Source organism: Asticcacaulis sp. P2_C5, from assembly GCF_056404555.1.
Genome location: NZ_JBFUDU010000001.1, coordinates 831,209 through 856,144, shown reverse-complemented (window position 1 = coordinate 856,144; position 24,936 = coordinate 831,209). Strand labels below are relative to the sequence as shown.

Here is a 24,936-nt window from a genome sequence, read left to right as displayed (position 1 = left end):
ATTTTCGACCATTATTGACGATAGTATGACAGACAGAGGTAAATGAATGCTTGGCGCAGAATTGGGCAATTCATGTGCAACAGCTTACCTGAAAAGTAAAACGGCCGCCGTTGCTTATTGCAAAACCATGGCCTTAACTGTCACATACATATGGACTTTTTACTTTTCGATCCGAGCTTTGCATGGCTTCAAGATTTCACTAACCATAAATCCACCGACAGTCGCATTTCGCAACCGGAGTCGTGTAGAAATCGCTTGATAAGTTAATTTTACGGCGCTTTACTCGCCGCCGCTCCGACGTCCTTCGGCTTATTTCAGGTGTACCGCATGACCGAACCCGCGCATGCTTCTGCGAAACCGGCGCCGGTCGCGCAGGTTCTGTTCGTCGAAGACAGTGCCGCCGAAATCCACCTGGCGACCGAACTTCTCAACCGGGCGCGCGTCCAGTTCGACGGCCACTGGGTGACGACCAGCGAAGACGCCTTCCATTTTCTGCGCCACGAAAAGGGTTTCGAGACCGCGCCGCGGCCGCATATCATCTTCCTCGACCTGAACCTGCCGCGTATTCCCGGCAGCGGTTTCCTGAAACAGCTGCGGACCGAAGAGTCGCTGAACGATATTCCCGTTGTTATCCTCAGCGGATCCGACTTCGAAGGCGACGTCGTGGCCGCGCGCGAACAGGGCGCCGTGCACTATCTGGTCAAGCCGCTGAACTATGAAAAGCTGTGTGAAGCGGTGGCGCGAGTGCGCTCGCTGAAGCTGGAAACGCGCGGCGAAGATCTGTTCCTCTGCGCCGAAGACTAGAGACGATTGACGATCGTGCCTTTCCATGATTAGTTAGTTAGATAATTAGCTAAATGATGGTGATGACCGTGGCAAATTTCGAAAACATGGCGCGGATCGAAGACGGCAGTGGCGATGCGGTCACCGGCCGCGTCGTCTATGCGCCGGTCAAGTCGCTGTTCCTGCTGGCCATGTATGCAGCGACCGCCTATGGCCTGTGGCGTTACCTGCGCCTCGATACCGTGCTGTTGTTTACCGTCAAGACCGTCGCGGTCCTGTTGCTGGGGCACAGTGTCGGCATGCATCGCCGACTGATCCATAAGAGCTTTGCCTGCCCCAAGTGGCTGGAGCATGTGCTGGTCTATTTCGGCGTTCTCGTCGGGCTGGGCGGGCCGTTCGCCATGATCCGTACGCACGATTTCCGCGACTGGGCCCAGCGCCAGCCGAAGTGCCATGACTATTTCGCCCATCGCCGCCCGCCCCTGATCGATGCCTGGTGGCAAATGCATTGCGACCTGCGCCTGGCGGAGCCACCGCGGCTGCATATCGAGCGCGACGTGGCGGAGGACCGGTTCTATCGCCTGATCGACCGGCATTGGATCGCAGCGCATCTGCCGTGGGTGATCGGGTTCGGGCTGATCGGCGGCTGGGCCTGGGTCATCTGGGGCGTCTGTGCGCAGATCGCCGTGACCGTGACCGGCCATTGGCTGATCGGCTGGTTCGCTCATCAACCGCATACGGATGACTGGCAGGTACGCGGCGCCGGTGTCCAGGGGCGCAATGTAGAATTAACGGGACTGCTCACCATGGGCGAAGGCTGGCACAACAATCACCACGCCTTTCCGGGATCGGCGCGGATCGGTCTGTATGAAGGGCAAAGCGATCCGGGTTACTGGCTGATCAAGGGTTTTGAGTCCGCCGGCCTGGCGTGGGATGTCCGGTTGCCGCATCATCTCGGCTATCGACCGCAACTGGCGTGGATGGGCGAGACGCGGCCGGTCATGCTGGCCGACCGCAAGCCGTGCAAGGTAATGGGTTGGGTGGGACGGTTGCTGCGGGCCTGATGGCAGCCGTTTATGGGCGGCTTGGCCTCCTGCGTAATGCTCTGAATTTACAGCTATTTTCAACGCGGAAAGCGCGGAAAAGTCGGAAAGACGCGGAAACGAAGTTCGGCGAAGTCAAATTTAGGGTTTTGCTTCTTTCGCGCGAAGCGCCAAATATCGAAGCTGATACCGCGAACGCAGAACAAATGCCCTTCGGGCGCAGGTCTTTTCCGGGACTGCTTTTTTTCCGCGTCTTTCCGACTTTTCCGCGCTTTCCGCGTTGAAAATAGCTGTAAATTCAATGCACTTATGGAAAGGGTAGCCGAACGCGGATGTACTTTACAACCCGATCCGCGGACACAGATGGCTGACGATGCAGATATCGCATTTCGGCTTGCGCGCCACGCAGACATAGCGGCCATGCAGGATCAGCCAGTGGTGCGCCCGGGTCAGCCATTTTTTCGGGATGACCGCCATCAGCTGCTGCTCGACCTTGTCCGGCGTTTTCGCCGAGGCATCGACGATCCCCAGACGGTGCGAAACCCGGAAAACATGCGTGTCGACCGCGATGGCCGGCTCGATATTCAACTCGTTCAACACCACACTGGCCGTTTTGTTGCCAACGCCAGGCAGTTCCAGCAGGCCCTCCCGCGTCAGCGGCACCTGGCCGTCGTAGCGCTCGAGCAGGATGCGGCACAGCGCCATGACGTTCTTCGCCTTGTTGCGGTACAGCCCGATCGTGGCGATCATCTGCATCAGCCGCTCTTCGCCCAAGGCCAGCATATCGGCCGGGTTGTCGGCGATCTTGAACAGCGGCGCTGTCGCCTTGTTGACCGCGACATCGGTCGCCTGGGCGGACAGGGCGACCGCCACGACCAGGGTAAAGGGATTGCTGAAATTCAGTTCCGTTCGCGGGTCGGGCTTATCCTCCTCGAAGCGCTCAAACAGGGCGGCAATCAGTTTCGGCGAAGGCTTCATGACCGTACGCGCTCCAGCAATTGCAGGCTTTCGCCGCGCAGGTCGCCATCGCACCAGTCGGTGAAACCAACCCTGTGCGCCAGGTTCAGCGACGCCGCGTTATCGTACGAAATCATGCAGGTGGTCCGGCGCAGCTTGAGAACCTCATCGGCATGATGCAAGGCGGCGGAAACACCTTCCAGCGCATAGCCGTGGCCGTGGAAATCCGGATGCAGGCCCCAGCCGAGCTCGAGATCGCCGAACGCAGGCACTAGGTCGCGGCGGTAATCGAAGATACCGACCGTGCCCAGCCAGACGTCATCGTCGCGCCGGCGCATGGCCCAGTTGCCGACGCCCATCACCTGCCAGTGCCCGATGTCGCGCAACAGCCGTAGCCAGACGGTTTCCGGCGTCATGGCCGCAAGGCCGATCTGGCGGGTAAAGTCGGCATTGGACCACAAGGCGCACAGGGGCGCGAAATCGTCCGGGGTCATCGGCTGGAGCGTCAGCCGCTCCGTGGTCAGGATGATCATGTTTGCGGCAGGAGTTCTGGCGCGCCCTCGTCCGTCATGACCTGCTCCCACTTCAGCCACTTTTCGGTAATGGCGGCGTTGAGGTCGATGCCTTCGGCGCGGGCCATCAGCAGCACCATGCAGACGACATCGGCCATCTCCATCGCCACGTCGTGGCGGGCGCCGTCGACACTGCGGCGCGAGCGGCCGGTCATGGCCAGATAGGCCTGGGTCAGTTCGCCCATTTCTTCCTGGACCTTGATCAGGTGCCAGTCGCCGCCACGGTCGACGTCGTAGACGCGCTCATAACGGTCGGAAATGGCTTTCAATCGGTCGATAAAGGCTTCGAGATTGGGGATTGGCAAGGTCATGTCGCACGGCAAGGTTCTGGAGATGTTCCAGCAGGTTTACGGGCGAATCTCCCGTGCCGCAAGGCCGTTTATGGCTTGTCGGGTATCGCGGTAAAAAGCAGATTACCAAAGCTCTCAGCGCTCTCGCCGGCCGCCCGACGCGCGTCGGGAACATAGGCGGTCGTCTGCAGGAAGCCGTGAATCAACGAACCATATAGCGTCGACACACCTGAACCGGAACACGACACGCCAAACCCCGGCCGCTTGGTGACGAAGGCGGTCTGGGAATCTCGCAGCGGATCGAAGCCTGCCTCGACGACGTCTGTGTAACCCATGCCGCACAGGTCGGCCGCCTGCATAGGCGAGGTGTCTTCAAGTGCAGTGACAACGCCCGCCGGATAGACCTGGTCAGCCAGATATTTCAGATTGTCGGCATCCAGCCCATACCCCGTGGCGAACTGATGCATAGACGGATAGTCGCCGGCGCGGTCCACGCCAGGATAAAAAAGCAGCAAACCAACAGGCAAGGTCCGATGGCTGTTGCGAACACGCAGGGCAGTGGCAATCGCCAGTGTGCCGCCCGCGCTGTCACCGGCCAGGGCGACTCCGGCTCCCCCCAGACTTTCAGCGTGATCGACAGCCCACAAATAGGCGTCCTCGGCATCATTCCACGCTGCGGGATACGGGTTTTCCGGCGCCAGCCGATAGCCCACAGAGATGACGATGGCGCGAGCCTGGTCGGCGATCAGCCGGACCGCCGGGTCCCAGGCGTCAATGCTGCCGAACATGAAACCCCCACCGTGGTAATAAACGATGACGGGCGGATGAGAGCGGCCTGTTGTGGGGTAATAGATGCGGATCGGAATGGCTTGGCCGTCACGGCCCGTCACGCTTCGATCCTCGACAGATTTCATATCTGGCCCGGCGGCGGTATGCAGAAACCAGTATCGATCCAGTGCGGCGCGCGCGGCGGCGCGGCCGTCCGCTGTCTTGTAACTGTTGCGCAGCCAGGTTTGAACAGCGGGGGCTGACGCCGGACGCGTCACATTTTCCAGAACCCATTGCAGGCGGACATCCAGGGCAACCCCACCCTGGACCTCTCGCTCACCTTTCAGATGGGCGATGAACCAGTCTTCCGGCTGTTGCAACGCATCCAGTTGCGCCTGTTCGGCCGGCGTCGCCACGATCGGCTCGGCAAACGCGGGTGTGGCCATCAACAGCATGGCAGCCAAAGCAATATTTCGGATCATGTTCCCCACCCTTTATGTCTCTGTTCCGGGCAGACTAAGCCCCTGTGGTAGAAAATTCAACAACCGTTGGAATTTCACATCGGCGTTTTTTGTCAGATCGCCCGTGCAGTCGGTGATATTCTCTGGTAAGCAGCCGAAATGCAAAACGAAACCGAAACCTACGAAATCCGCATCTATGCCCAGGGCCCCAGCCGTTGCGGCTGGAAAGTATGGCCAACAGACGGCGGGCCGGCCAAGGCCAGCGGCGTTGCCGAAAGCCATGCCGCGGCGCAACTGGCCGCCAAAAAGGCCAAGGAAAAGCTCGAAGCCAAGGCGCCCAAGCCCCAGGCCTAGATTGGGTTGGGCGAGGTTCGATGACCGCCATATTGTTTGTCTGTCTTGGTAATATCTGCCGCTCGCCCCTGGCCGAGGGCGTGTTTCGCCATCGCGCCCAGGCCGCAGGCGTAGCCCACCGCTTCGAGATAGACTCGGCCGGTTGCGGCGGATGGCACGCCGGCGAGCCACCCGATCGGCGTTCGATCGCCGTGGCGGCGCGTTACGGCACGCCTATCGACGACCAGTGCGCGCGCCAGGTGAAGCCCGCCGATTTCGACCGTTTCGACCTGATCCTCGGTCTTGATCGCGACAATGTCCGCCACTTGAAGGCTATGCAGCCGGCGGGATCGTCGGCGCGTGTCGCCCTGTACCTGGAAGAGGCGCTGGGAGAGGTCCGCGATGTACCCGATCCCTATTACGGTGATAGCCGCGACTTCGAAGCGGTCTATCGACTGTGCGAGCGCGCCAGCGATGCCCTATTGACAAAGCTTGTCTGATTTTCGCCGTGATTTTCGATAACGACTGATACCATATGTTATCTGAGTCAGTACAATTTCAGGAGAGTTTCATGCAGGGCACGCCCGACAGCGAATTCGGCGGCCGGTTTGCCGCCTTTCTCGATGTGGCCAACGGCTATCTCGGGACCACCCAGCCCGCCGCCGTCAGCATTTCGATGAACGAGGCCGCCGCACGCTTCCACGCCTGGGTATGGGCGGCCGGCGCACCCGACCTGGCGGCCCTGGCCGGCAAGCGCGAGGAAGCCACGCAATACTACCTCGATCAGTGCCGCACCATGTTCCAGGCCCATTACGACGACTATGTGCGCAATTACGACCAGTTCGTAGAGCAGGGTAAGCGCGGCTGAACCTATAAAATGTAACGGCTCAAGTCGGCATCCCCGGCGATTTCGCCCAGGCGCTGTTTGACATAGTCGGCGTCGATGGTGAACGACTGGCCCGCCATGTCGGACGCGGTGTAGCTTAAGTCCTCCATCACCTTTTCGATGACGGTGTGCAGACGCCGCGCGCCGATATTCTCGACCTTGGCATTCACCGTGGCGGCGGCGGCGGCCATCTCGGCAATCGCGCCTTCGGTAAACTCGAGCGTCACGCCTTCGGTGGCCATCAGCGCTTGGTTCTGCTTGATCAGGTTGGCTTCCGGCTCCGACAGGATGCGGCGGAAATCGTCCTGGGTCAGGGCCTTGAGCTCGACTCGGATCGGCAGACGGCCCTGCAGCTCGGGCAGCAGGTCCGACGGCTTGGCGACATGGAAGGCGCCGGATGCAATGAACAGGACATGGTCGGTCTTGACCGGGCCGTACTTGGTCGAGACAGTCGTGCCTTCGATTAGCGGCAGCAGGTCGCGTTGGACGCCTTCGCGCGACACATCCGCGCCGCCGCGTTCCGAACGTGACGCCACCTTGTCGATTTCATCAAGGAAGACGATGCCTTCGTTTTCGGCCAGGCGAAGCGCCTCATGGGCCACCGAATCCTGGTCGAGCAGCTTGTCGGATTCCTCAGCGATCAGCAGCGGCCATGAGGCCTTGACCGTGGTCTTGATCGTCTTCTTGCGACCGCCCATGGCCTTGCTGAGCATGTCGCCGAGATTGAAATTGCTGCCGGCCTGGCCGGGAATCTCGATCATGCCGACGGGCGTACCGGTTTCGGTGACCGACAGCTCGATTTCCTTGTCATCCAGTTCGTTGTTGCGCAGCTTCTTGCGGAAGCTGTCGCGCGTCGCCTGGGCCGCCGTGGCGCCGACCAGGGCTTCGATGATCCGGTCTTCGGCCGCTGCCTCGGCCTTGGCATGGACGCCGGCGCGGTTCTTCTCCTTGACCATCAGCATGGCGGCTTCGACCAGGTCGCGGATGATCTGGTCGACATCGCGGCCGACATAGCCGACTTCGGTGAACTTTGTCGCCTCGACCTTGATGAAGGGCGCCTGGGCCAGCTTGGCCAGCCGGCGAGCGATCTCGGTCTTGCCGACGCCCGTGGGTCCGATCATCAGGATATTCTTGGGCGTGATCTCGTCGCGGATCGAGGCGTCGGTTGCCTTGCGCCGCCAGCGATTACGCAGGGCGACGGCGACGGCCTTCTTGGCGTCGTGATGCCCGATAATGTGGCGGTCCAGTTCGGAGACGATTTCGCGGGGAGAAAAGGTGGTCATATTCGGATCCAAAGAAGGAGGGTATCCACAGATTACACAGATTACGCAGATTAGATTCTCAGTGCGCCGAGCGCGCCGTTTCGATCGACGCCCTCATGCCTGCCGGGTCGGCTCTGAAAAATCTGTGTAATCTGTGTAATCTGTGGATGAACTTTCTTGTGCTCATGACGTGCACGACATCAGCAGGACATGGCCCCATTCTGGACTGTTGTGCTCGCCATAGGTGACAAAGCCGGCCTTTTCATAGGCGCGGACGGCGCGCAGATTGGCCGGATCGGGATCGACAACCACTTCGGACACGCCTGCCGCCAAAAGCGCTTCGACGCGCTGGCGGATAAAGCGCTGGCCATGGCCGAGACCGATCATCTCCGGCACGCCGATAAACTGATCAATGCCGCGCACGCCCGGCGCCCGGTCGACAAAGTAATGATCCGGCCAGGCATGGGTATCCCAGTCCTGCATATAGGCAAATGGCACGCCGCTATGCGACACGATAAACATGGCCATGCCGGGTTCGTCGAGGTCGTCCTCATCGACCGTGACATTGCCTTCCGGATCGACCCACCATTGCTGCGGCCCTGGCGTCGCCAGCCATTGCCGGATCATCGGCATGTCGGCGCGCGTCATCGGACGAAAGTCGTAGGTCATACCGAACGGCCTTCGAACCTGGCAATCTCGGCGCTGTCGGCGGCCGAGCACAGTTCAAGCTTGGCGAAGGGTGATTTTTCCGGCAACAGGATGCCCCCGACCTGGGCGGCGTGGCGCAGGGCGGCGACATTGACGCCATTGCGATAGGCCCACAGCTTCCAGCGCGCCGTGGCATAGGCGCGATAGACGACCGACATCGGCCAGCCGGACAGGCCGATAAACCAGCACAAATAAATCCACGGCGGCTGGACCTGGGCGCCAAGCGCCAGCAGCGTAACCCCCGCGGACGCAAGCAGGATCAGGGTCGGCGGCATCTTGACCCAAAGCTGTCCGGTGCGCAGAGCCTGGTCGATAAGGATCATAGGACTTCGAGGGTCAGGTGGTCATTAGTGTAGACGCAGATACTGGCGGCGATCTTCATCGCCTTGCGGGCAATGACCTCGGCGTCCTGTTCGTATTCGAGCAGGGCGCGCGCCGCCGACAGGGCATAGACGCCTCCGGAACCGATGGCGGCGACGCCGTCTTCGGGCTCCAGCACGTCACCGACCCCGGTCAGGGTCAGGATATGGTTCTTGTCGGCAACCAGCAGCATGGCTTCGAGGCGGCGCAGGTAGCGGTCGGTGCGCCAGTCCTTGGCCAGGTCGACGCAGGCGCGGGCCAGTTGATCCGGGAACAGCTCCAGCTTGGCTTCGAGGCGTTCCAGCAGGGTAAAGGCGTCGGCCGTGGCGCCGGCGAAACCGGCGATCACCTTGCCGCCGGCAAGCGGGCGCACCTTGCGCGCGCCGCCCTTGACGATGGTCGGGCCCATCGACACCTGGCCGTCGCCGGCAATGACGGTCTTGTTGTTCTGGCGCACAGCGACGATCGTCGTGCCGTGCCAGTTGGGAAAATTCGAGTCTGTCATGGCGTTGTAATTGGCGGTTTTGGGATTGTTATTCAAGGGTGAAGATGCCATTTCGCTGTGCATGCTCAGCGATGACGAAATCGACCGTTATGCCCGCCACCTCGTCCTGAAGGAGATCGGCGGCCAGGGCCAGATGAAACTGAAGGCCGCGCGCGTGGCCATAATCGGCATGGGCGGAATCGGCTCGCCGGCAGCCCTCTATCTGGCAGCGGCCGGGATCGGAACGCTCGGCCTGATCGACGACGACACGGTGTCGCTCAGCAACCTGCAACGGCAGGTCCTGTATGACACGGACGAGATCGGGCGCGGCAAGTCCTCTGTCGCACATGACCGGCTAGGGTTGCTCAATCCGCATACGGACTGTCGGGTGCACGCAACGCGGCTGGATGCGGACAATACGGCGGCAATTCTGTCCGGCTACGACATCGTGCTCGACGGTTGCGACAACTTCCCGACGCGCCTGCTGGTCAACCGCGTGTGCCATGACCTGGGAAAGCCGCTGGTTTCGGCGGCGATCGGGCGATGGAGCGGACAATTGGCGCTGTTCGAGGGTTCGCCGTGCTACCAATGCCTCGTGCCGGACCTGCCGCCCGATGCCGAAACCTGCGAGCGCGTCGGCGTTGTCGGCGCCCTGGCTGGCGTCATGGGCACGCTGGCGGCACTGGAAGTCATCAAACGCGTGACCGGCGCCGGCGAAACCCTGCGCGGCAAGCTGTTGATTTTCGACGGTTTGACCCTGCAAAGCCGGATTGTCGGACTGGCGCCCGATCCGAACTGTCCGGTGTGCGGAGAAACGCAATGAGCTGGTTTCTGTTTATGGACGAAAGCGGCCACGATCATCGGAACATGCCTTACGAAATCCGCGGTGGGGTGGCGCTTTCCGTGACGAAGCTATGGTATTTCATCCAGGGCTGGCGACGTTTGGAATTGGACTGTTTCGGCGTCGTCCTGAGCGACTACGGTAAGGAGGCGAAGGGCGAAAAGCTTCTGGACAAGGACCGCTTTAAATGGGCTCAGCAAGGCGCCAAAATGTCCCCGGAAGAAAGGCGAAAGCTCTCTCGCGCTTTTCTGGAAAGGGGGCGAGATAAAATAGCGCCTAACCGGGATCATTTCACAGCCTATGGTCAGGCCTCGCTGGAGATGGCGCGCGGCGTATTCGATTTGCTGAGCGCCCATGACGCCAAACTTTTTGCATCCTTCATTCCGCGTGGCACGAAGCCACCTCCCGGATTTATTCGAGAAGACTATCTTCGCAAGGATCAGGTTTTCCTTTTGGAAAGATATTTCTATTTCCTCGACGGCGTGCATAAACACGGCCTGCTTGTCATGGATGAGACCGAAAAGTCGGCCGACAGACGGTTTGTCAAGAAGCTCGAAGCCTATTTTGAAAAAACGGAAACGGGCCGTAATCGTGCGCTCAGCATCGTCCCCTCACCGTTGTTCGTTGCCTCCGACATGAGCTACGCCGTACAAGCTGCCGACATATGCCTTTACTGCTTGAACTGGGGATACAGAGTGCCCGGTTGGGAGGCGGAATCAACCGTTCGCGATGAAATAGCCGAAGAATTCGGTCCCAAATTGCGGAATCTACAATGGATTGGTGAGATGCCGGCTGGCCGCGAAGACCGCGCATTCAGGTCCTACGGCATAGTGCTGGTACGCGATCCATACCAGTCACGGGCGTCCTGAAAAGAGAGGAAGGAGGTAAAGCCCCGAACGTACTCCACAAGGGCTTCCGGTCAGGCAGAACCTCCAATACCGAATATAGATGCGCAAGCGAATTTGGTCAACACCTTGGTATCGTCGTCAAGATTGCCGGCAATTGATCGAAGTCATATACTCACCCCCTCAGGCAAGCCCATAGTCGCCCCCAAACGGAGACTATGCCTATGAAAATGCCCGCACTCGCCATACTGGCTTTTCTGACATTAAGCACTGCCGCGCCCGCCCAGACGCCCCAGGCGCCGGCACCGGAAACCAGCGCTTCGCCTGCCCTGACCGATGTCGAGGTCGGTGCCGCTCTTTATTTCAGGGCCTGCAGCCTGTGTCATGACGACAGCGAGCATATGTTGAACGATAATGGCCCGGCCCTGTTCGGTGTCGTCGGGCGCCGCGTCGGTTCGGTCGAGGGCTTCGACTATTCTCCGGCCCTGAAGAAGGCAAATTTCTGGAGACACAAATGGACGGAAAAGCGCCTGGACAGGTTCCTGTCGGGACCGCAACACATGTACACCGGTACCGATATGCCGATGATGTTCAACGATCCCAAGGTCCGTCACGCGCTGATCGCCTATCTCAAAACCTTGACACCCCGAGAATAGCGGACTTTATCGTAGCCCAGCTTCATGGTAGGGTGGTTGCAACCGCAACATAAGCGGCACGCATGCAGGACAAGAAGCGTCGCGAAGGCTGGTCAACCGCCCCGCCCGAGATCGTCATGCCGCCCTCCGCCACCGCAATCACCAAGCCCGCTACCATCGACAAGGACGGCGCCGATGCGCTGTATCCCGTCGTCAAACATACCCTGATCGAGGATATCTACGCCTTTGCGATTGGCTGCGCCTTTGTCGTGCTGGGGATTGTCTTTCTGAAATCGGCCGGGCTGGTCACGGGTGGCGTGGCCGGTATTGCCCTGCTGGTCTCCTACGTCGTGCCCCTGCCGGTCGGCGTGCTGTTCATGCTGATCAATATCCCGTTTTTCCTGTTTGCCTGGCCGGCCATGGGCAAGCGCTTCATGATCAAGACGGTGATCGTCAACCTGGCGATTATGGGCCTGGCCAGCCTGGCGCCGCATATGTTCAATCTGTCGGGCGTCCATCCCTTGTTTGCCGCCATCTTCGGCGGGACCATTATCGGCATGGGCATACTGGCCCTGGCGCGTCACGGCGCCGGCGCCGGTGGCACGGGTGTATTGGCGCTGTACCTGCAAAAGCGGCGCGGCATCAATGCCGGCAAGACCCAGATGATGTGCGACGCCCTGATCCTGTCGGTGTCGATTGTGGTGTTGAACTGGCATGCCGTCGCCTACTCGCTGATCTCGGCTGTGGCGATGAGCGGCGTCCTGATCTGGTTTCATAAGCCTGAAAGATATATTGGGAGATAAGCCTCATGCCAAAAAGTGGACGCCACCGCACGGGCGGCCCCGTTTTTGGATAAACATGAGGCGTAATAAATTAATTAGAACCGTTTCTGTGGTTGCGCGCCTCTTACCTGTATCGACGGCCGATTGTGGCGCGATAGGGAGAGGTTTTGTCATGGTTTATGCCAGGAATGTACCGGCGTGGGAGCGTGTTGCGCGCATTGTGCTCGGCCTATTGCTGATTTTGGGTGGCTTTGGGCTGTTAAAGGGCTGGATGGCCTACGCGCTCTGCGCCAGCGGTGCTATGATCGTCCTGACCGGGTTTGTCGGTTTCTGTCCGATGTGCGCCCTCGCCGGCCGGCAGCTAGACAACAGGCTGAAGGGACGCGAATGAGCGACTTGATGGAGGCGGCTGTCGCCGGTGACCATGACGCCATAATGGCCGTCATGGCGCAGGCTGATGGCGACATCCGCCGCTACGCCCGGCGCAGTTGCAAGTCTTCGTCGGATGCCGAGGACGCGGTCCAGGAAACCCTGTGGGTCGTCTATCGCCGGATCGGTGGATTGCGCAAGTTGGGCGCCTTCTCCGGCTGGCTGTTCCAGGTGGTCCAGCGCGCCTGCCTGAAACTGGCGCGGCAGGGCATGCTCTTTGTCGATATAGCGGCTCTGGAAAACGATACGCGGTTCGCCGAATGGCCCGAAGCGGAATTGCGTCTGGACCTGGCGGCAGCGATCCAGTCCCTGCCCACCCACTATCGCGATGTCCTGTTGTTGCGCGATGTCGGAGAACTGACGATCGACGAGATAACGACGCGCCTTGGCCTGACACGCGAAAGCGTCAAGGCCCGGCTGCATCGCGCGCGGTTACTGGTACGGGAATATCTGGTCGGATAACAACCGGGCGGTCCGTGCACCGGGCACGGCCGCCTATTTCGAGGGCTGGGTCATGATAATCTGGGCGAACCTGTTCAGGTCGACATATTTCACGAACTGAGTCGACACCTCATTGACCGCCGGATCATTGGTCAGATCGTTGAACGCCTTTTCACTCATGACGCCGAAAGCATTTCCCGGTGCATCGTCGCCATCGGCCTTGATGGCCGCCACCGTCTCGGTACCACAGCTTTCGACCAGCAGGCGGGTGAACAGACCACCCATTTCGCGATTGATAGCTTCGTCCTCGGCCGGAGTAATCGCGGCCAGATCGGCGACCTTGGGGTGTTTGGAAATCATCATGAATACCCAGCGCACCAGCACAATATTGTCCTGCGGCGTGGCCGAACGGACCAGGCACTGGCTCAGGGCGGTAGTTGCCGGCCCCGCCATCGTCGGCGCTGCCGCGACCAGACCCAGCGTCGCAATCGCAGCAACAACAAGTGATTTTACAAACAATTTCATGGCAGCCCCCGGGCAACACTTATGAGAACCGCAATGTAGTGCAAGGTCTGTCCGATGGTCAATCTCTGCCGCGTTAGACATTGCGCAGTGGTTCGTGTATAGGAACCGCCATTCCTTAAATACCCGTTTTCGAAAGCCGCATCCTTGGCCCATACGCTCGACCTGTCTGTAAAACCAGCTGCCCTCGTCAACCTTACCGGCCTGTCCATGGAAGGCCTGAAGACGGTCCTGACGGAGTCCGGCGTGGTCGAGGCGCGCAAGGTCGGCATGCGCGCCAAGCAGATGTGGCGCTGGATGCACCATTACGGCGTCACCGATTTCGACCTGATGACCGATATCGCCAAGGAACAACGCGCGCTGTTCGCCGATCGGTTCACCCTGGCCCGGCCGGAAATCGTCGAACGCCAGATCAGCCGCGATGGGACACGCAAATACCTGATCCGCATGGCACCCGGCATCGAGGTCGAGAGCGTCTTCATTCCCGGTGTCGGCCGCGCCGGCGCATTGTGCGTGTCCAGCCAGGTCGGCTGCACGCTGAACTGCACCTTCTGTCATACCGGCACGCAAAAGCTGGTGCGCAACCTGACCGCCGCCGAAATCGTCGCCCAAGTCCAGGTGGCGCGCGATGACCTCGGCGAATGGCCGTCGCCCAAGGAAGACCGTCAGCTCAGCAATATCGTCTTCATGGGCATGGGCGAGCCGCTCTATAATCTCGACCATGTCGCCGGCGCCATCGACATCATCTCTGACCCAGAAGGCATCTCGTTGTCGCGCCGCCGCATCACGGTCTCGACCTCGGGCGTCGTCCCTGAACTGGAAGGCCTGGGCAACCGCACGGCCGCTATGCTGGCCATTTCGCTCCACGCCACCAATGACGACCTGCGCGACGTCCTGGTGCCGCTGAACAAGAAATACAATATCGAGCAGTTGATGGCCGGCATCCGCGCCTATCCGGGCCTGTCCAATGCCCGCCGCGTGACCTTCGAATATGTCATGCTGAAGAACGTCAATGACAGCCCGGCCGAAGCGCGCGCCCTGATCAAGCTGCTGAAAGGTATTCCGGCCAAGGTCAATCTGATCCCGTTCAATCCATGGCCGGGTACCGACTATCAGTGTTCGGACTGGAAGACGATCGAGGTCTTTGCCTCTATCCTCAACAAGGCCGGCTATGCCTCGCCCATACGCACGCCGCGCGGCCGCGATATCCTGGCGGCCTGTGGCCAGCTCAAGTCGGAGAGCGAGAAGCAACGGGCCTCGACCCTGCGCCGGCAAAAGCCGGACGAGCTTGCGGAAACTGGCTCAAACGAAGACAGCGATCTTCATGACAGCCTGCCCTTCGCGCATCTCGCCGCAGGCATGGTCGACTAACCAAGGTATTGCGTTTTTTGGCTTTTCTGGTTGCAACTGAAATATTGTCCACAGTCCCTAAGGGTTGGACTTGATCTTGCAGGGACAATCCCTCATGAATGAGCCGCCTGTCATCAGGCTCGTACAGAAAGTGCCAGGGGACCTGCAGACGTATGACGAATAATTTCAACCTAGACTTCCTGTCACCCGAAATCCTGCGTCCCGAGATCCAGGCTTTTGCCAACGGTTTCCTGATTACGCTGCTGCATGCCGGGGCGACCCTGTTCATGCTGTTCGTCGGCGCCTTCGTCTATTCGATCCTGACGCCGTACAAGGAAATCCAGCAGATCCGCGAAGGCAATTCGGCTGCCGCCGTTGCCTATGGCGGGGTGATCATCTGCCTGGCCCTGCCTCTGGCCGCCTCGATGGCCGCCTCGACCTCCTTGCGCGAAATCGTCCTGTGGGGCGGCGCCACCATCCTGTTGCAACTTCTCGTCTTCCGCCTGATCGACTTCCTGCTGGCCGGCCTGCCGGCGCGGATCAACGATGGCGAAGTCTCCGCCGCCGTCCTGCTGGTTTCGGCCAAGCTGGCCGCCGCCCTGGTTCTTGCCGCCGCCGTCGCCGGTTAAGGGGAAACTGGGCCATGAAGCTCGACTGGCTCCTCTATGCTGGCGGTATTGCTGCCCTGGTGCTTGTCACCAACAACTGGCATGAAAATTCCGAACTTCCGGAAGCCCCGCCACCGCCGGGCGTTGGTGAGATGTCGCTGTTCGCCAGTTTTACGCCCTTCTCGGCCGGCGCCATCATCAACCTGCCGTTCGACGACCGCAAGGAAATGACCGGCACCGGCTTCGCGATTGCTCCCGGCCAGTGGGTCGTGGCGCGCCATAGCGTGGCCAATTGCCCGCACCCCTTCATCAATATCGGTGGCAATCTCGGCGTGCCGTTCAATGCCAGCCAAGCCGCAGCCGACGCCAATTCGTTGGACAAGGCGCCCTATATCCTGGTCACGACCTCGGGCGGCGGACGGCCGTTCGGCATGGTCGATCCGACCAGCGTCAAGCCGGGTGTCCGCGGTTTCATGCCGGGCTACCCGGCGGGGCAGCCGGGCGAGGCCACGGCGCGGCTGATCGGCACCATGGTGCTGGAAAAGTCGAAGCGCGGCGAGCGCAACGAAACGGTCCTGGCCTGGGCCCAGGCCGGCCGGACACATGGCATCAAGGGCGATCTGAACCAGATGTCGGGCGGTCCGGTGCTGGACGACAATTCGCACCTGATCGGGGTGACCATCAAGGAAAAGCCGCGCCGCGGGCGGATCTATACCTCGACGCCGCAGACCCTGGGCGCCCTGGCGGGTACGGCGCAAGGCAAGCCCGACTTCGAAAGCGAAGCGGTGATCACCAAGACCAATTACGGTATCGTCGCGGATACCTTGCGGCGGGAATACCGCGTCGTTCAGGTGGGCTGTATCAAGTCGTAGGTCTGCCTGTGACGGTGCAAGCCGTTTATGGGCTGCATTGATTGCCGCGTAATATTTTGAAATTGCAGTAATTTTTAACGCGGAAAGCGCCGAAAAGTCGGAAAGACGCAAAAATTTTGGGTTTAGCCTCTTCCGCGCGAAGCGCCTTCATTCTGTGCAGCATGCCTATGTGTTGGAATGGCAGCCCTTCGGGCAAGAATGTTTACTCCTCCTTTTTCCGCGTCTTTCCGACTTTTCGGCGCTTTCCGCGATAAAAATTACTGTAAACTCAGTATGTTTTGAATAGTTGTAGCCGAGCACCGACAAGAGACCTCGGTTTGATCAGGTTACGGCCTGCTGCCAATTTACGGCGAATCCGGCGATACACCGTCCTCATGACCCCACTCGATCCCCTGCACCTCAAGGCCCTTGCCGCCGCCGACCCCAAACTCGCACCTCTGTGTGAGCGCTTCGGCCATATCCAGTACCGACTGAGGGAACGCGGCTTTCCCGCCCTGCTGGGGCTGATTGTCGAACAACAACTCTCGGTCAAGGCTGCGGACACGATCATCGCACGCCTCCATGCCGGTCTGCATGCCTCGTCGGGTGAAGTCAGCCCGCAGGCCGTGCTGGCGCATGATGACGAGCTGATGCGCGGTTACGGCCTGTCGCGGCCAAAGATCGGCTATGCCCGGGCGCTGGCCCAGGCCATGCACGCCGGTGACTTCGACACCGAAACCCTGACCGCCCTCGATGTCGAGGCGGCGGCGACCAAGCTGGTGGCACTGAAAGGCATAGGCCGCTGGACAGCCGAGGTCTATCTGATGTTTTCGGAAGGGCGCCTCGACCTGTTTCCCGTTGGCGACGTCGCCTTGCGGGAGGCCCTGGGCTGGCTTGACCGGCTGGACGCCAGGCCGGACGAAAAATACTCGGCGGAACGGGCGAAGATCTGGTCGCCCTACCGTTCCATAACCGCGCATCTGCTGTGGGCATGGTACGGCGCGGTCAAGCGCGGCGAGATGGAACGCGTCCTCTGACGCACCTTGAACCTGGGCTGTTAACACCTGATCAACCAAACACTTGGAATTGATTACTTACAACCCTTTCGATAGTCTGCAGTGAGCCTTGGGAGGACGCCATGCATACCGTCAAGCAACGTATCGATCATACGCTCGAAGTCTTTCGGCAGTTCAGCCGCCAGGACATTGTTATCGGGCTGACGCCGACGGACTGGGACGCGCTATGCGCCCTCGTTCTGGATGAATATGTCGCGCGCCGCGCCGTTCAACGACTGACGCGTGATACCTATGATGGCATAGAGATCCACCACCTGAGCAGTGAGCAAACCAGTTTTGTCGCCCACGATTTCGGCACCGCGGCCCAGCGCAAGTTTCCGCTGGACGTGCTCGAAGACGTCGAGATGACGACGGCGTAGGCAGGTCAGGCCGCTTTCGACAAGGCCGCGAAATATTCCGCCTTGCCGGTGCGGAACAGGCCGTACCACGCATCCAGGACCTGCGGCGTGAACAGGTAGAGTTCGCGGAAGATGTGATAGGCGAAGTCGACCGGCGCCGTTGCCGAAGCCGTGATCAGCCGCCCGTCGGTCACTGCCGGAGCTTCCTGATACAGGGCGCCGCCCTTGTAATTGGTGGCCGCCAGATAGGGCTTGGCGTTGCTGGTGTGCCTGACAGTATCCAGCAAACCGGCGCGCGCCAGGCCGGCAGTGGCGCCGCAGATGGCTGCAACCGCACCGCCGGCGGCCAACACCTTGCCGGCCAGGGCAGCCATATCGCCATGCTCGCCCTTATCCCACGCCGTACCCCCCGGCAGGATCAGCAGACGGCAGTCGGCGGGATCGAAATCGGCCATCATCGACAGGTCGGGACGGATACGCAACCCGCCGGCGGTCGTAACCTCTTCGCCCTTCGGCGACATCGTTCGGATGCGCCAGGCGTCGGGCTCACGCTGGTACTGGCCGGTGTTGATACCAGCTATGGCATAGGCAGCCTCCCAGTCGGAAAGGCTGTCGAAAACGAAATAATGAATGTCGGTGGGCATGGCGGCCTCCTTTGGACTCGCCCACTGTAAACCTTCGCCCCTAAGGACGACGTGGTTGTAACGCTCCAGGACGATAAGTTTCGGATAAGGGTTGCGAGGCGCATGGATCGGGATTATGCCGCGCCGCATGATCTCCCTGCTCGGCAAGCTGTCGTCGATCAATGTCCGTAAGGTCGCCTGGACCTGCGACGAACTGGGCTTGCCATTTGTGCGCGAAGACTGGGGCTCGGGGTTTCGCGACACCTATGTCCCGGACTATATCGCGCTCAACCCCAATGCCCTCGTGCCGGTAATCCGCGACGGTGATTTCGTGCTGTGGGAATCGAACACCATCGTCCGCTATCTCGCCAATCGCTACGGCGCGCATCTCTATCCGGCCGAGCCCATGGCGCGTGCCCGCGTGGATCAGTGGCTGGACTGGCAGGCGACCAATCTCAACACGGCCTGGCGCTATGCCTTTCCGGCCCTCGCGCGCAATTCGTCCGACAATGACCCGGTGCGCGTCGCCGAGTCGGTAAAGGCATGGAACATAGCCATTGGTATCCTGGACGGACAACTGACCCGGACCGGCGGCCATGTGGCGGCAGATGCCTTCACCCTGGCCGATATCGCCATCGGCCTGTCGGTCCATCGCTGGCTGAAGACACCGATGCAGCACACCGAATGGCCGGCGGTCATGGCCTATTACGAACGGCTGAAACAGCGCCCGGCCTTCCGGCCCTATGCGCTCGATGATGTGCCTTAGGGCAACAACATGGCCTCCGGGTCGAGCCCGTGCAGGATCTCATTGACCATGGCGCCATGGCCCTGGCTTGATTTTGGGTCCGCCTGATTGGCCAGCAGCACCAGCCCCAGATGACGTTCCGGCTCCTCGACACAGTAACTGTGAAAGCCCTCGAAGTCGCCGCTTTGCCAGATGATCCGCTTGCCGGGCGCGCTCAGCATCTGCCAGTTCAGGCCGGCGGCATAGCTGCCCGAGGTGAAATACGGTTTGTGCGCTAGCTGAACCGCCGGATCGGTCTCGGCGATCTGCCAGGATACATATTTCAGCATATCGTTGACACTGGACTTCAGCGCGCCGGCGCCCTGGAACTCGTCCGGCACATAGGGCATCAGGTCGCCCTTGCCGTCGTAGCCGTGGACCAGAAGCGCCGACTGCGCCGGGCTTACGGTGATGGTGGTCGCGGTCATGCCCAGCGGCAGCAGGACCTTGTCCTTCAACACCTGTTCGTATGGTTTCGCGTAGACGCGCTCGACGATATAGCCGGCCAGGGTGGCAGCAGCGTTGGAATATTGAAACGCCGAGCCGGGCTCGAACTTCAGCGTCACCTTGTGCAGATCGTTGTAAAAATCCTTGCGGTGATAGGTTTTGTAGATGTCGGCCAACCGGCTCGACCACGGAATGTCGGTGACGAAATCCGGACGCGTTTCCGGACGATCAGGCAGGATAAATGGCAGACCCGAGCGATGATCAACCAGGTCGAACAGACGTATGCCGTGGCCCTCGACGGCCAGATTGGGATAGTCGCCGTCGAGATAGGTGCGCACATCGTCGTCGAGCTTCAGCTTGCCGTCCAGAGACGCCTGGGCCAACAATATACCGGTGAAAGTCTTGGTGACCGAAGCGATCGGATACAGGGTATCGGCGGTCGGCGCCATCGTGCCGCCTGGCGTGGTAACACCATAATTGTACGCGTAGGTCTGGCCATCCTTGACGATGCCGATCGAGAAACCGACCGACTGGGGATTGGCGGCAAGGAACTTTTGCGCTGCCTGATCGACGACGGCTTTCACATCGCCGGCAGGATCGGCAAAAGCCGGAACTGTCGCCAGACAGCTCATGAGGGTCATAGCCACAAGCCAGTGTTTCATACGATTCGCCCCTGTTATGGTAATCAGAGTGCTGCGTGAATCCGGCCTTATTATGCTCGAATTGCGGCCGGTGTTACAACATCGCCCACCCGGACCTCACCGTCTTCCAGAACACGGGCGGTAATGCCGCCATGGCCGCGCACGGCATTGTAACCGCCGGGCCCGAAGATCTCCTCCATGCGTGAACAGGGATGGCAATCGCCCGTCATTTCCAGAAGGGCGGAACCAAGGCGGAATGGTCGGTCCTTCAGGGCCAGCAGGTTAAGGCCGGAGACAACGATATTGCGGCGAAGCTGTTGGGGCAGGACGACATCCAGGCCGAGAAAGGCGGCAATCGCCGTCAGGTGTTCGGCCTGGATCAGGGTGACGTGGCGGCTGCCGCTGCGGCCGGAATAGCGGTCACCGATCAGGCCTTGGGCGGTGGACAAACTGGCTTGCTCGACAGAAGCCATGGGTGACTGGCGGGCCGGGCGCAGGCCGATCCACGTCACGCGGCCCGGACGTACGGGTGCCGTCATCAGGCGGGCCAGTGGAGATTGCGGATTGAGCATGGAAAAGCCGGGGTGGTGAGTCCCGGCTTTGTAGACCAACTGGATTCAGGATGAAACTAGCTGATCTTCTTGATCGTGTTGTCCGGCGTGACCTCTATGTCGGGGGTCAGGGCGTGATCATTGGCGTCTTTAGGCGCATCGAATTTATGCCCCTTGTCCGGGTGGAAATATTCCTTGTCCTCGCCCGACTGGTTCAGTTCGTGCGGCGAAAACACCCGCTTTCCTACGTAGGTCACGGCATCGACGGCATTGGGCTCATCCGAAGTGTCGGGCGCCTGGATCGTATTGCCGGTATCGGCCGCGACGTCGGCTGCTGCCGTCGCCTGCGGATCGTCTCCTGCCCGCGCCTCGTCCGGCTCCTGGGGGATGCGGCTGCCGGTCGTAAAACTGTCGTCGCGTACCTTGTCCATAACGGTTCTCCTGTAACAGCGAAACCGTCAGTATAGGCGCACGAAGATAAGTCCGGCGTGAGGAACCAAAGACGCGTTACAAACGACCGATAAAGGCCACCTTTATTCCACCGTAGGGATAACTCGCTGTGACGCGGTGAAAATGATTAGCTTCCGAGCACCCGCAGCGACGTGTACTTTGGTACAAGAGCAAGGGCGCGGAGGAAGATGATTATTTGCAGCCCGTCACAGTAGAGTTAGCCCAGTCCCCGTGCGCCTTCGATAAGATCAGCCACGACTGATGGATCGGCCAAGGTGGAAATATCGCCCAACTGATCCGACGCGCCTTCGGCGATCTTGCGCAGGATACGGCGCATGATCTTGCCCGAACGCGTCTTGGGAAGACCCGGCGCCCACTGAATGACGTCCGGCGTAGCGATAGGGCCGATTTCCTGACGCACCCAAGCCCGCAGTTCCAGCTTCAGCGCATCCGTGCCGACAACGCCCTGTTTCAGCGTGACATAGCACCAGATGCCCTGCCCCTTGATGTCGTGCGGATAGCCGACGACCGCGGCTTCGGTGACGCCGCTGTGGCCGACCAGGGCGCTTTCGACCTCGGCCGTGCCCAGGCGGTGACCCGAGACATTGAGCACGTCGTCGACGCGCCCGGTGATCCAGTAATAGCCGTCCGCGTCGCGGCGGCAGCCGTCACCGGTGAAATACTTGCCGGGATAGGTCGAGAAGTAGGTTTCCAGAAAACGCGCATGATCGCCGAAGACCGTGCGCATCTGGCCCGGCCACGAATCGTCGAGGCACAGATTACCTTCGGTGGCGCCTTCCAGGACATTGCCCTCGGCATCGACCAGGGACGGTACAATGCCCGGCAGGGGCTGGGTCGCCGAGCCGGGCTTGGTGGGGGTCGCACCAGGTACAGGTGAGATCAGTATGCCGCCGGTTTCGGTCTGCCACCAGGTGTCGACAATGGGGCAACGCTCGTCGCCGACGACGCGGTGATACCACAGCCAGGCTTCCGGATTGATCGGTTCGCCGACCGAGCCCAGCAGGCGCAGCGAGGCGCGCGACGACGCCTTCACCGGCGCTTCGCCGTCGCGCATCAGAGCGCGGATGGCTGTCGGCGCCGTGTAGAAGATATTAACTTGGTGCTTGTCGATCACCTGCCAGAAGCGGCTGACGGTCGGGTAGTTGGGCACGCCTTCGAACATCAAAGTGGTGGCGCCATTGGCCAGCGGACCATATAGCACATACGAGTGGCCGGTCACCCAGCCGATATCGGCCGTGCACCAGAAGACGTCGCCGTCCTGGTAATCGAAGACGGTCTTGTGCGTATAGGCCGCCCAGGCGAGATAGCCGCCCGTGGTGTGCAGCACGCCCTTCGGCTTGCCCGTCGAGCCGGAGGTATAGAGAATGAACAACGGATCTTCGGCGTTCATTGGCTCGGGCGGGCAGTCAGCCGAAACGGTTTTCAGAGCCTCTGCGACGCTGACGTCACGGCCATTGTGGGTCAGGTAAGGGGCCTGGGTGTGTTCGACCACCAGGACGGTTCGGACATTGGGGCATTGCAGCAGGGCCAGGTCGACATTGGCCTTCAGCGGAATCGTCTTGCCGCCGCGCAGGCCCTCATTGGCCGTGATGACGATATCGGACTGGCAATCGAGGATACGGCCAGCGATGCTGTCGGGCGAAAAACCGCCAAAGACCACGGAATGGACGGCGCCGATGCGCGAACAGGCCAGCATGAAATAGGCGGCTTCCGGGACCATCGGCATGTAGATGGTGACGCGATCGCCCTTCTTGACACCATAGCTTTTCAGCAGGTTGGCGCGTTTGTTCACCGCCACGCTGAGTTCGGCATAGGTGATATGCTGGCTGACGCCCGGATCATCGCCTTCGAAAATAATGGCCGTCTGATCGGCGCGGGTGCGCAGATGGCGGTCGATACAGTTGGCCGAGACATTGAGAATGCCGTCATAATACCAGCGGATGCGGAAGTCGGCGCGATCGTACGAGACGTCCTTGACCTTGCTGTAGGGCTCGATCCAGTCGAGGGCATCACCCAGGGACTTCCAGTAATGTTCAGGATCGGCGGCAAAGCGCTGGCGTTGGGCGGCCAGGCCGTCGGCGGTCAGGGTGCCGGGCCGCACGAACTCAGCCGGAACGCGGAAAAAGGTATCGGACATGACGGTATTTCCTCGGTCTCACCCTCGCTGTGTCGCAAGGGGTTTTCATTGCGCGCGACCTTAGGGAATGGCGAATCCGAAGTCCATAAGACCAATGCGAAAAATCAGTCGCGTCGCGTACGCAGGCGCGTTAATGACGTTGCAAATTGCGACAATGGAGACATTTGCCATGATGCTGGCCCTTTCCACCTGGTGCGAAATCGAAACGCGGATGAAGTCGTCGCGCACCGTAATCATTCCGATCGGCTCCAACGAGCAGCACGGGCCGATGGGTTTGCTCGGCACCGACTGGCTGTGTCCGGAGATCATTTCCCACGCCGCTGAAAGAGAAGGCGACCTGCTGATCGCACCGACCTTCAATATCGGCATGGCGCAGCATCATCTCGGGTTTCCCGGAACCATTTCACTGCGCCCGTCGACCTTTATGGCCGCTATTTCCGACTGGGTGAATTCCCTGGCACGGCATGGCTTCGACCGCATCTATTTCCTCAATGGCCATGGCGGCAATGTCGCCAGCATCGAGGCGGCGTTTTCGGAGATCTATTCGGACTATTCCTATGCGGCGGAACCGTGCCCCTTCATTCTGAAACTGCGCAACTGGTGGGACCTGCCCGGCATTGCCCGCCTGTGCGCCCGGCTGTATCCGACCGGCCACGGCACCCACGCCACGCCGTCGGAAATCGCCGTTACCTTCGCCGCCTATCCCGATCGTGTCAAATCGCACGCCATGGAGCCTCAAATCGCGCCCAATGGCCCGATCCGCGACGCGCTCGATTACCGCTCACGCTTTGCCGACGGCCGCATCGGCTCGGACTCATCGCTGGCCACCGTCGAGCACGGCCAGCAGATCATCGCCGCTTCGGTCAAGGGACTGATCGACGATATCGCCGCGTTTGATGCGGAGTAGGCCAAAGGCAAACCATGATGAAGACGATCGGCCTGATCGGCGGCATGAGCTGGGAATCGACCATTCCCTATTATCGCCTTATCAATGAAGGTGTTAAGGCGCGGCTGGGCGGGCTGCATAGCGCCAAAATCATCCTGTACAGTGTCGATTTCCACGACATCGAACAGATGCAGCGCGACGGCGACTGGGACGCCGCCGGCCGTCTGCTGGCCGATGCCGCACGCGTGCTGGAAGGCGCCGGAGCCGAGATCCTGGTTCTGGCGACCAACACCATGCACAAGGTCGCAGGCGCGATCGAGGATGCTATGACGATCCCCTTACTGCATATCGCCGATCCGACGGCGCAGGCCATCGCCGCCCAAGGCTTGACCAAGATCGGGCTGCTGGGAACACGCTTCACTATGGAGCAGAATTTCTACCGCAACCGCCTGATCCACCATGGTCTGACGGTCCTTATTCCCGATGATGACGACCGCGCCCTGGTTCACCGCGTCATCTATAACGAGTTGTGCCTGGGCCAGGTTCGGCCTGAGTCACGAACAGCCTTTATCGGCATTATCAAACGGCTGGCCGACCAGGGCGCGCAGGCCATTGTTCTGGGGTGCACCGAAATCGGCCTCCTGATAGGACCGGACGACAGCGTTGTGCCGCTGTTCGACACCACGGCGCTGCATGCCGTGGCCGCGGTCGAGGCGGCGCTGGCGTAGTTCCCCTTGCCTTTCACGGGCTTTACACGTAGTAACGCCGCCA

Annotated in this window: 33 protein-coding genes; 19 read left to right on the top strand and 14 right to left on the bottom strand. The window is 60.6% G+C overall.

The features are described from left to right. The first annotated feature begins 327 nt into the window (after window positions 1–327). Together AC1DXO_RS03630 and AC1DXO_RS03625 are read left to right on the top strand one after the other, a co-directional pair. Window positions 328–804, top strand: a complete 477-nt coding sequence (locus AC1DXO_RS03630) for a response regulator (protein WP_476976719.1) — start codon at window positions 328–330, stop codon at window positions 802–804. Between the two features lie 68 nt (window positions 805–872). Further along, entirely contained in the window at window positions 873–1,847 is a 975-nt protein-coding gene (locus AC1DXO_RS03625) for an acyl-CoA desaturase (protein ID WP_476976718.1), read from the top strand. A 318-nt stretch (window positions 1,848–2,165) separates the two neighbouring features. Here the strand turns inward: AC1DXO_RS03625 and nth are convergent, their stop codons facing one another. From nth to AC1DXO_RS03605, 4 genes are all read right to left on the bottom strand, one after another. Then, the gene (nth, locus tag AC1DXO_RS03620; RefSeq protein ID WP_476976717.1) at window positions 2,166–2,804 is read right to left on the bottom strand and encodes an endonuclease III; all 639 of its coding nucleotides are present in this window, start codon (window positions 2,802–2,804) and stop codon (window positions 2,166–2,168) included. Beyond that, complete coding sequence (locus AC1DXO_RS03615; RefSeq protein ID WP_476976716.1) at window positions 2,801–3,316, bottom strand: GNAT family N-acetyltransferase; 516 nt, start codon at window positions 3,314–3,316, stop codon at window positions 2,801–2,803. The genes nth and AC1DXO_RS03615 overlap by 4 nt, the downstream gene beginning before the upstream one ends. Continuing rightward, window positions 3,313–3,666, bottom strand: a complete 354-nt coding sequence (locus AC1DXO_RS03610; protein ID WP_476976715.1) for a pyrophosphohydrolase domain-containing protein — start codon at window positions 3,664–3,666, stop codon at window positions 3,313–3,315. The genes AC1DXO_RS03615 and AC1DXO_RS03610 overlap by 4 nt, the downstream gene beginning before the upstream one ends. A gap of 68 nt (window positions 3,667–3,734) precedes the next feature. After that, window positions 3,735–4,895, bottom strand: a complete 1,161-nt coding sequence (locus AC1DXO_RS03605; RefSeq protein WP_476976714.1) for an alpha/beta hydrolase — start codon at window positions 4,893–4,895, stop codon at window positions 3,735–3,737. A 138-nt stretch (window positions 4,896–5,033) separates the two neighbouring features. Between AC1DXO_RS03605 and AC1DXO_RS03600 the strand changes: the two genes are divergently transcribed. The 3 genes from AC1DXO_RS03600 to AC1DXO_RS03590 all read left to right on the top strand — a co-directional run bounded on the left by AC1DXO_RS03600 (window position 5,034) and on the right by AC1DXO_RS03590 (window position 6,075). Then, window positions 5,034–5,228, top strand: coding sequence for a hypothetical protein (locus AC1DXO_RS03600; protein ID WP_476976713.1), 195 nt, complete (start codon window positions 5,034–5,036; stop codon window positions 5,226–5,228). 20 nt (window positions 5,229–5,248) lie between these two features. Then, window positions 5,249–5,707 carry a low molecular weight protein-tyrosine-phosphatase gene (locus AC1DXO_RS03595; RefSeq protein WP_476976712.1) on the top strand — a complete coding sequence of 153 codons (459 nt, stop codon included), beginning with the start codon at window positions 5,249–5,251 and terminating at the stop codon, window positions 5,705–5,707. A gap of 71 nt (window positions 5,708–5,778) precedes the next feature. Next, complete coding sequence (locus AC1DXO_RS03590) at window positions 5,779–6,075, top strand: DUF3144 domain-containing protein (RefSeq protein WP_476976711.1); 297 nt, start codon at window positions 5,779–5,781, stop codon at window positions 6,073–6,075. A gap of 2 nt (window positions 6,076–6,077) precedes the next feature. Here AC1DXO_RS03590 and hslU read toward each other — a convergent pair whose 3' ends face one another. The 4 genes from hslU to hslV form a co-directional block, all read right to left on the bottom strand. Further along, window positions 6,078–7,376, bottom strand: coding sequence for an ATP-dependent protease ATPase subunit HslU (gene hslU, locus AC1DXO_RS03585; RefSeq protein ID WP_476976710.1), 1,299 nt, complete (start codon window positions 7,374–7,376; stop codon window positions 6,078–6,080). A gap of 162 nt (window positions 7,377–7,538) precedes the next feature. Further along, window positions 7,539–8,024 carry a GNAT family N-acetyltransferase gene (locus AC1DXO_RS03580; protein WP_476976709.1) on the bottom strand — a complete coding sequence of 162 codons (486 nt, stop codon included), beginning with the start codon at window positions 8,022–8,024 and terminating at the stop codon, window positions 7,539–7,541. After that, window positions 8,021–8,386, bottom strand: a complete 366-nt coding sequence (locus tag AC1DXO_RS03575; RefSeq protein WP_476976708.1) for a hypothetical protein — start codon at window positions 8,384–8,386, stop codon at window positions 8,021–8,023. Before AC1DXO_RS03575 ends, AC1DXO_RS03580 begins: the two co-directional genes overlap by 4 nt. Then, entirely contained in the window at window positions 8,383–8,928 is a 546-nt protein-coding gene (gene hslV / locus AC1DXO_RS03570) for an ATP-dependent protease subunit HslV (RefSeq protein ID WP_476976738.1), read from the bottom strand. The genes AC1DXO_RS03575 and hslV overlap by 4 nt, the downstream gene beginning before the upstream one ends. Before the next feature lie 61 nt (window positions 8,929–8,989). Between hslV and AC1DXO_RS03565 the strand changes: the two genes are divergently transcribed. From AC1DXO_RS03565 to AC1DXO_RS03540, 6 genes are all read left to right on the top strand, one after another. After that, window positions 8,990–9,730: a HesA/MoeB/ThiF family protein gene (locus tag AC1DXO_RS03565; RefSeq protein ID WP_476976707.1), complete on the top strand. Its 741-nt coding sequence runs from the start codon at window positions 8,990–8,992 to the stop codon at window positions 9,728–9,730. Then, the gene (locus tag AC1DXO_RS03560; RefSeq protein WP_476976706.1) at window positions 9,727–10,617 is read left to right on the top strand and encodes a DUF3800 domain-containing protein; all 891 of its coding nucleotides are present in this window, start codon (window positions 9,727–9,729) and stop codon (window positions 10,615–10,617) included. The genes AC1DXO_RS03565 and AC1DXO_RS03560 overlap by 4 nt, the downstream gene beginning before the upstream one ends. Window positions 10,618–10,817: 200 nt before the next feature. Beyond that, window positions 10,818–11,249 (top strand): c-type cytochrome, encoded by a 432-nt coding sequence (locus AC1DXO_RS03555; protein WP_476976705.1) that lies wholly within the window; start codon window positions 10,818–10,820, stop codon window positions 11,247–11,249. A gap of 62 nt (window positions 11,250–11,311) precedes the next feature. Beyond that, the gene (locus tag AC1DXO_RS03550) at window positions 11,312–12,031 is read left to right on the top strand and encodes a YitT family protein (protein ID WP_476976704.1); all 720 of its coding nucleotides are present in this window, start codon (window positions 11,312–11,314) and stop codon (window positions 12,029–12,031) included. A gap of 151 nt (window positions 12,032–12,182) precedes the next feature. Then, window positions 12,183–12,401, top strand: coding sequence for a YgaP family membrane protein (locus tag AC1DXO_RS03545; RefSeq protein WP_476976703.1), 219 nt, complete (start codon window positions 12,183–12,185; stop codon window positions 12,399–12,401). After that, window positions 12,398–12,901, top strand: a complete 504-nt coding sequence (locus tag AC1DXO_RS03540) for an RNA polymerase sigma factor (RefSeq protein WP_476976702.1) — start codon at window positions 12,398–12,400, stop codon at window positions 12,899–12,901. Before AC1DXO_RS03545 ends, AC1DXO_RS03540 begins: the two co-directional genes overlap by 4 nt. A gap of 33 nt (window positions 12,902–12,934) precedes the next feature. Here the strand turns inward: AC1DXO_RS03540 and AC1DXO_RS03535 are convergent, their stop codons facing one another. Next, on the bottom strand, window positions 12,935–13,405 hold the full coding sequence (locus AC1DXO_RS03535) for a hypothetical protein (RefSeq protein WP_476976701.1): 471 nt from the start codon (window positions 13,403–13,405) through the stop codon (window positions 12,935–12,937). 144 nt (window positions 13,406–13,549) lie between these two features. Here AC1DXO_RS03535 and rlmN point away from each other — a divergent pair, with 144 nt between their 5' ends. The 5 genes from rlmN (at window position 13,550) to AC1DXO_RS03510 (ending at window position 17,646) form a co-directional block, all read left to right on the top strand. Further along, complete coding sequence (rlmN, locus tag AC1DXO_RS03530; RefSeq protein WP_476976700.1) at window positions 13,550–14,773, top strand: dual-specificity RNA methyltransferase RlmN; 1,224 nt, start codon at window positions 13,550–13,552, stop codon at window positions 14,771–14,773. 152 nt (window positions 14,774–14,925) lie between these two features. After that, window positions 14,926–15,381 (top strand): DUF350 domain-containing protein, encoded by a 456-nt coding sequence (locus AC1DXO_RS03525; protein ID WP_476976699.1) that lies wholly within the window; start codon window positions 14,926–14,928, stop codon window positions 15,379–15,381. Between the two features lie 14 nt (window positions 15,382–15,395). Beyond that, window positions 15,396–16,232 (top strand): S1 family peptidase, encoded by an 837-nt coding sequence (locus tag AC1DXO_RS03520; RefSeq protein ID WP_476976698.1) that lies wholly within the window; start codon window positions 15,396–15,398, stop codon window positions 16,230–16,232. 374 nt (window positions 16,233–16,606) lie between these two features. Further along, window positions 16,607–17,248 carry a DNA-3-methyladenine glycosylase family protein gene (locus AC1DXO_RS03515; RefSeq protein WP_476976697.1) on the top strand — a complete coding sequence of 214 codons (642 nt, stop codon included), beginning with the start codon at window positions 16,607–16,609 and terminating at the stop codon, window positions 17,246–17,248. A 101-nt stretch (window positions 17,249–17,349) separates the two neighbouring features. Then, window positions 17,350–17,646: a hypothetical protein gene (locus tag AC1DXO_RS03510; RefSeq protein WP_476976696.1), complete on the top strand. Its 297-nt coding sequence runs from the start codon at window positions 17,350–17,352 to the stop codon at window positions 17,644–17,646. A gap of 5 nt (window positions 17,647–17,651) precedes the next feature. Here the strand turns inward: AC1DXO_RS03510 and AC1DXO_RS03505 are convergent, their stop codons facing one another. After that, a complete protein-coding gene (locus AC1DXO_RS03505; protein ID WP_476976695.1) occupies window positions 17,652–18,269 on the bottom strand; it encodes a DJ-1/PfpI family protein in 618 nt (205 codons plus the stop codon). Between the two features lie 115 nt (window positions 18,270–18,384). On the opposite strand from AC1DXO_RS03505, the gene AC1DXO_RS03500 reads away from it, so the two are divergent. Further along, window positions 18,385–19,014 carry a glutathione S-transferase family protein gene (locus AC1DXO_RS03500; protein ID WP_476976694.1) on the top strand — a complete coding sequence of 210 codons (630 nt, stop codon included), beginning with the start codon at window positions 18,385–18,387 and terminating at the stop codon, window positions 19,012–19,014. On the opposite strand, the gene AC1DXO_RS03495 is transcribed toward AC1DXO_RS03500, so the two are convergent. The 4 genes from AC1DXO_RS03495 to acs all read right to left on the bottom strand — a co-directional run bounded on the left by AC1DXO_RS03495 (window position 19,011) and on the right by acs (window position 23,279). After that, entirely contained in the window at window positions 19,011–20,141 is a 1,131-nt protein-coding gene (locus AC1DXO_RS03495; protein WP_476976693.1) for a serine hydrolase domain-containing protein, read from the bottom strand. The two genes, AC1DXO_RS03500 and AC1DXO_RS03495, sit on opposite strands and share 4 nt — an antisense overlap. A gap of 50 nt (window positions 20,142–20,191) precedes the next feature. Then, entirely contained in the window at window positions 20,192–20,731 is a 540-nt protein-coding gene (locus AC1DXO_RS03490) for an MOSC domain-containing protein (RefSeq protein ID WP_476976692.1), read from the bottom strand. Window positions 20,732–20,748: 17 nt separating this feature from the next. Beyond that, window positions 20,749–21,102 (bottom strand): hypothetical protein, encoded by a 354-nt coding sequence (locus AC1DXO_RS03485; protein ID WP_476976691.1) that lies wholly within the window; start codon window positions 21,100–21,102, stop codon window positions 20,749–20,751. Window positions 21,103–21,338: 236 nt separating this feature from the next. Continuing rightward, on the bottom strand, window positions 21,339–23,279 hold the full coding sequence (gene acs / locus AC1DXO_RS03480; protein WP_476976690.1) for an acetate--CoA ligase: 1,941 nt from the start codon (window positions 23,277–23,279) through the stop codon (window positions 21,339–21,341). A 169-nt stretch (window positions 23,280–23,448) separates the two neighbouring features. Here acs and AC1DXO_RS03475 point away from each other — a divergent pair, with 169 nt between their 5' ends. Together AC1DXO_RS03475 and AC1DXO_RS03470 are read left to right on the top strand one after the other, a co-directional pair. After that, a complete protein-coding gene (locus tag AC1DXO_RS03475; protein WP_476976689.1) occupies window positions 23,449–24,186 on the top strand; it encodes a creatininase family protein in 738 nt (245 codons plus the stop codon). 14 nt (window positions 24,187–24,200) lie between these two features. Then, window positions 24,201–24,893: an aspartate/glutamate racemase family protein gene (locus tag AC1DXO_RS03470; protein ID WP_476976688.1), complete on the top strand. Its 693-nt coding sequence runs from the start codon at window positions 24,201–24,203 to the stop codon at window positions 24,891–24,893. Window positions 24,894–24,936 lie beyond the last annotated feature (43 nt).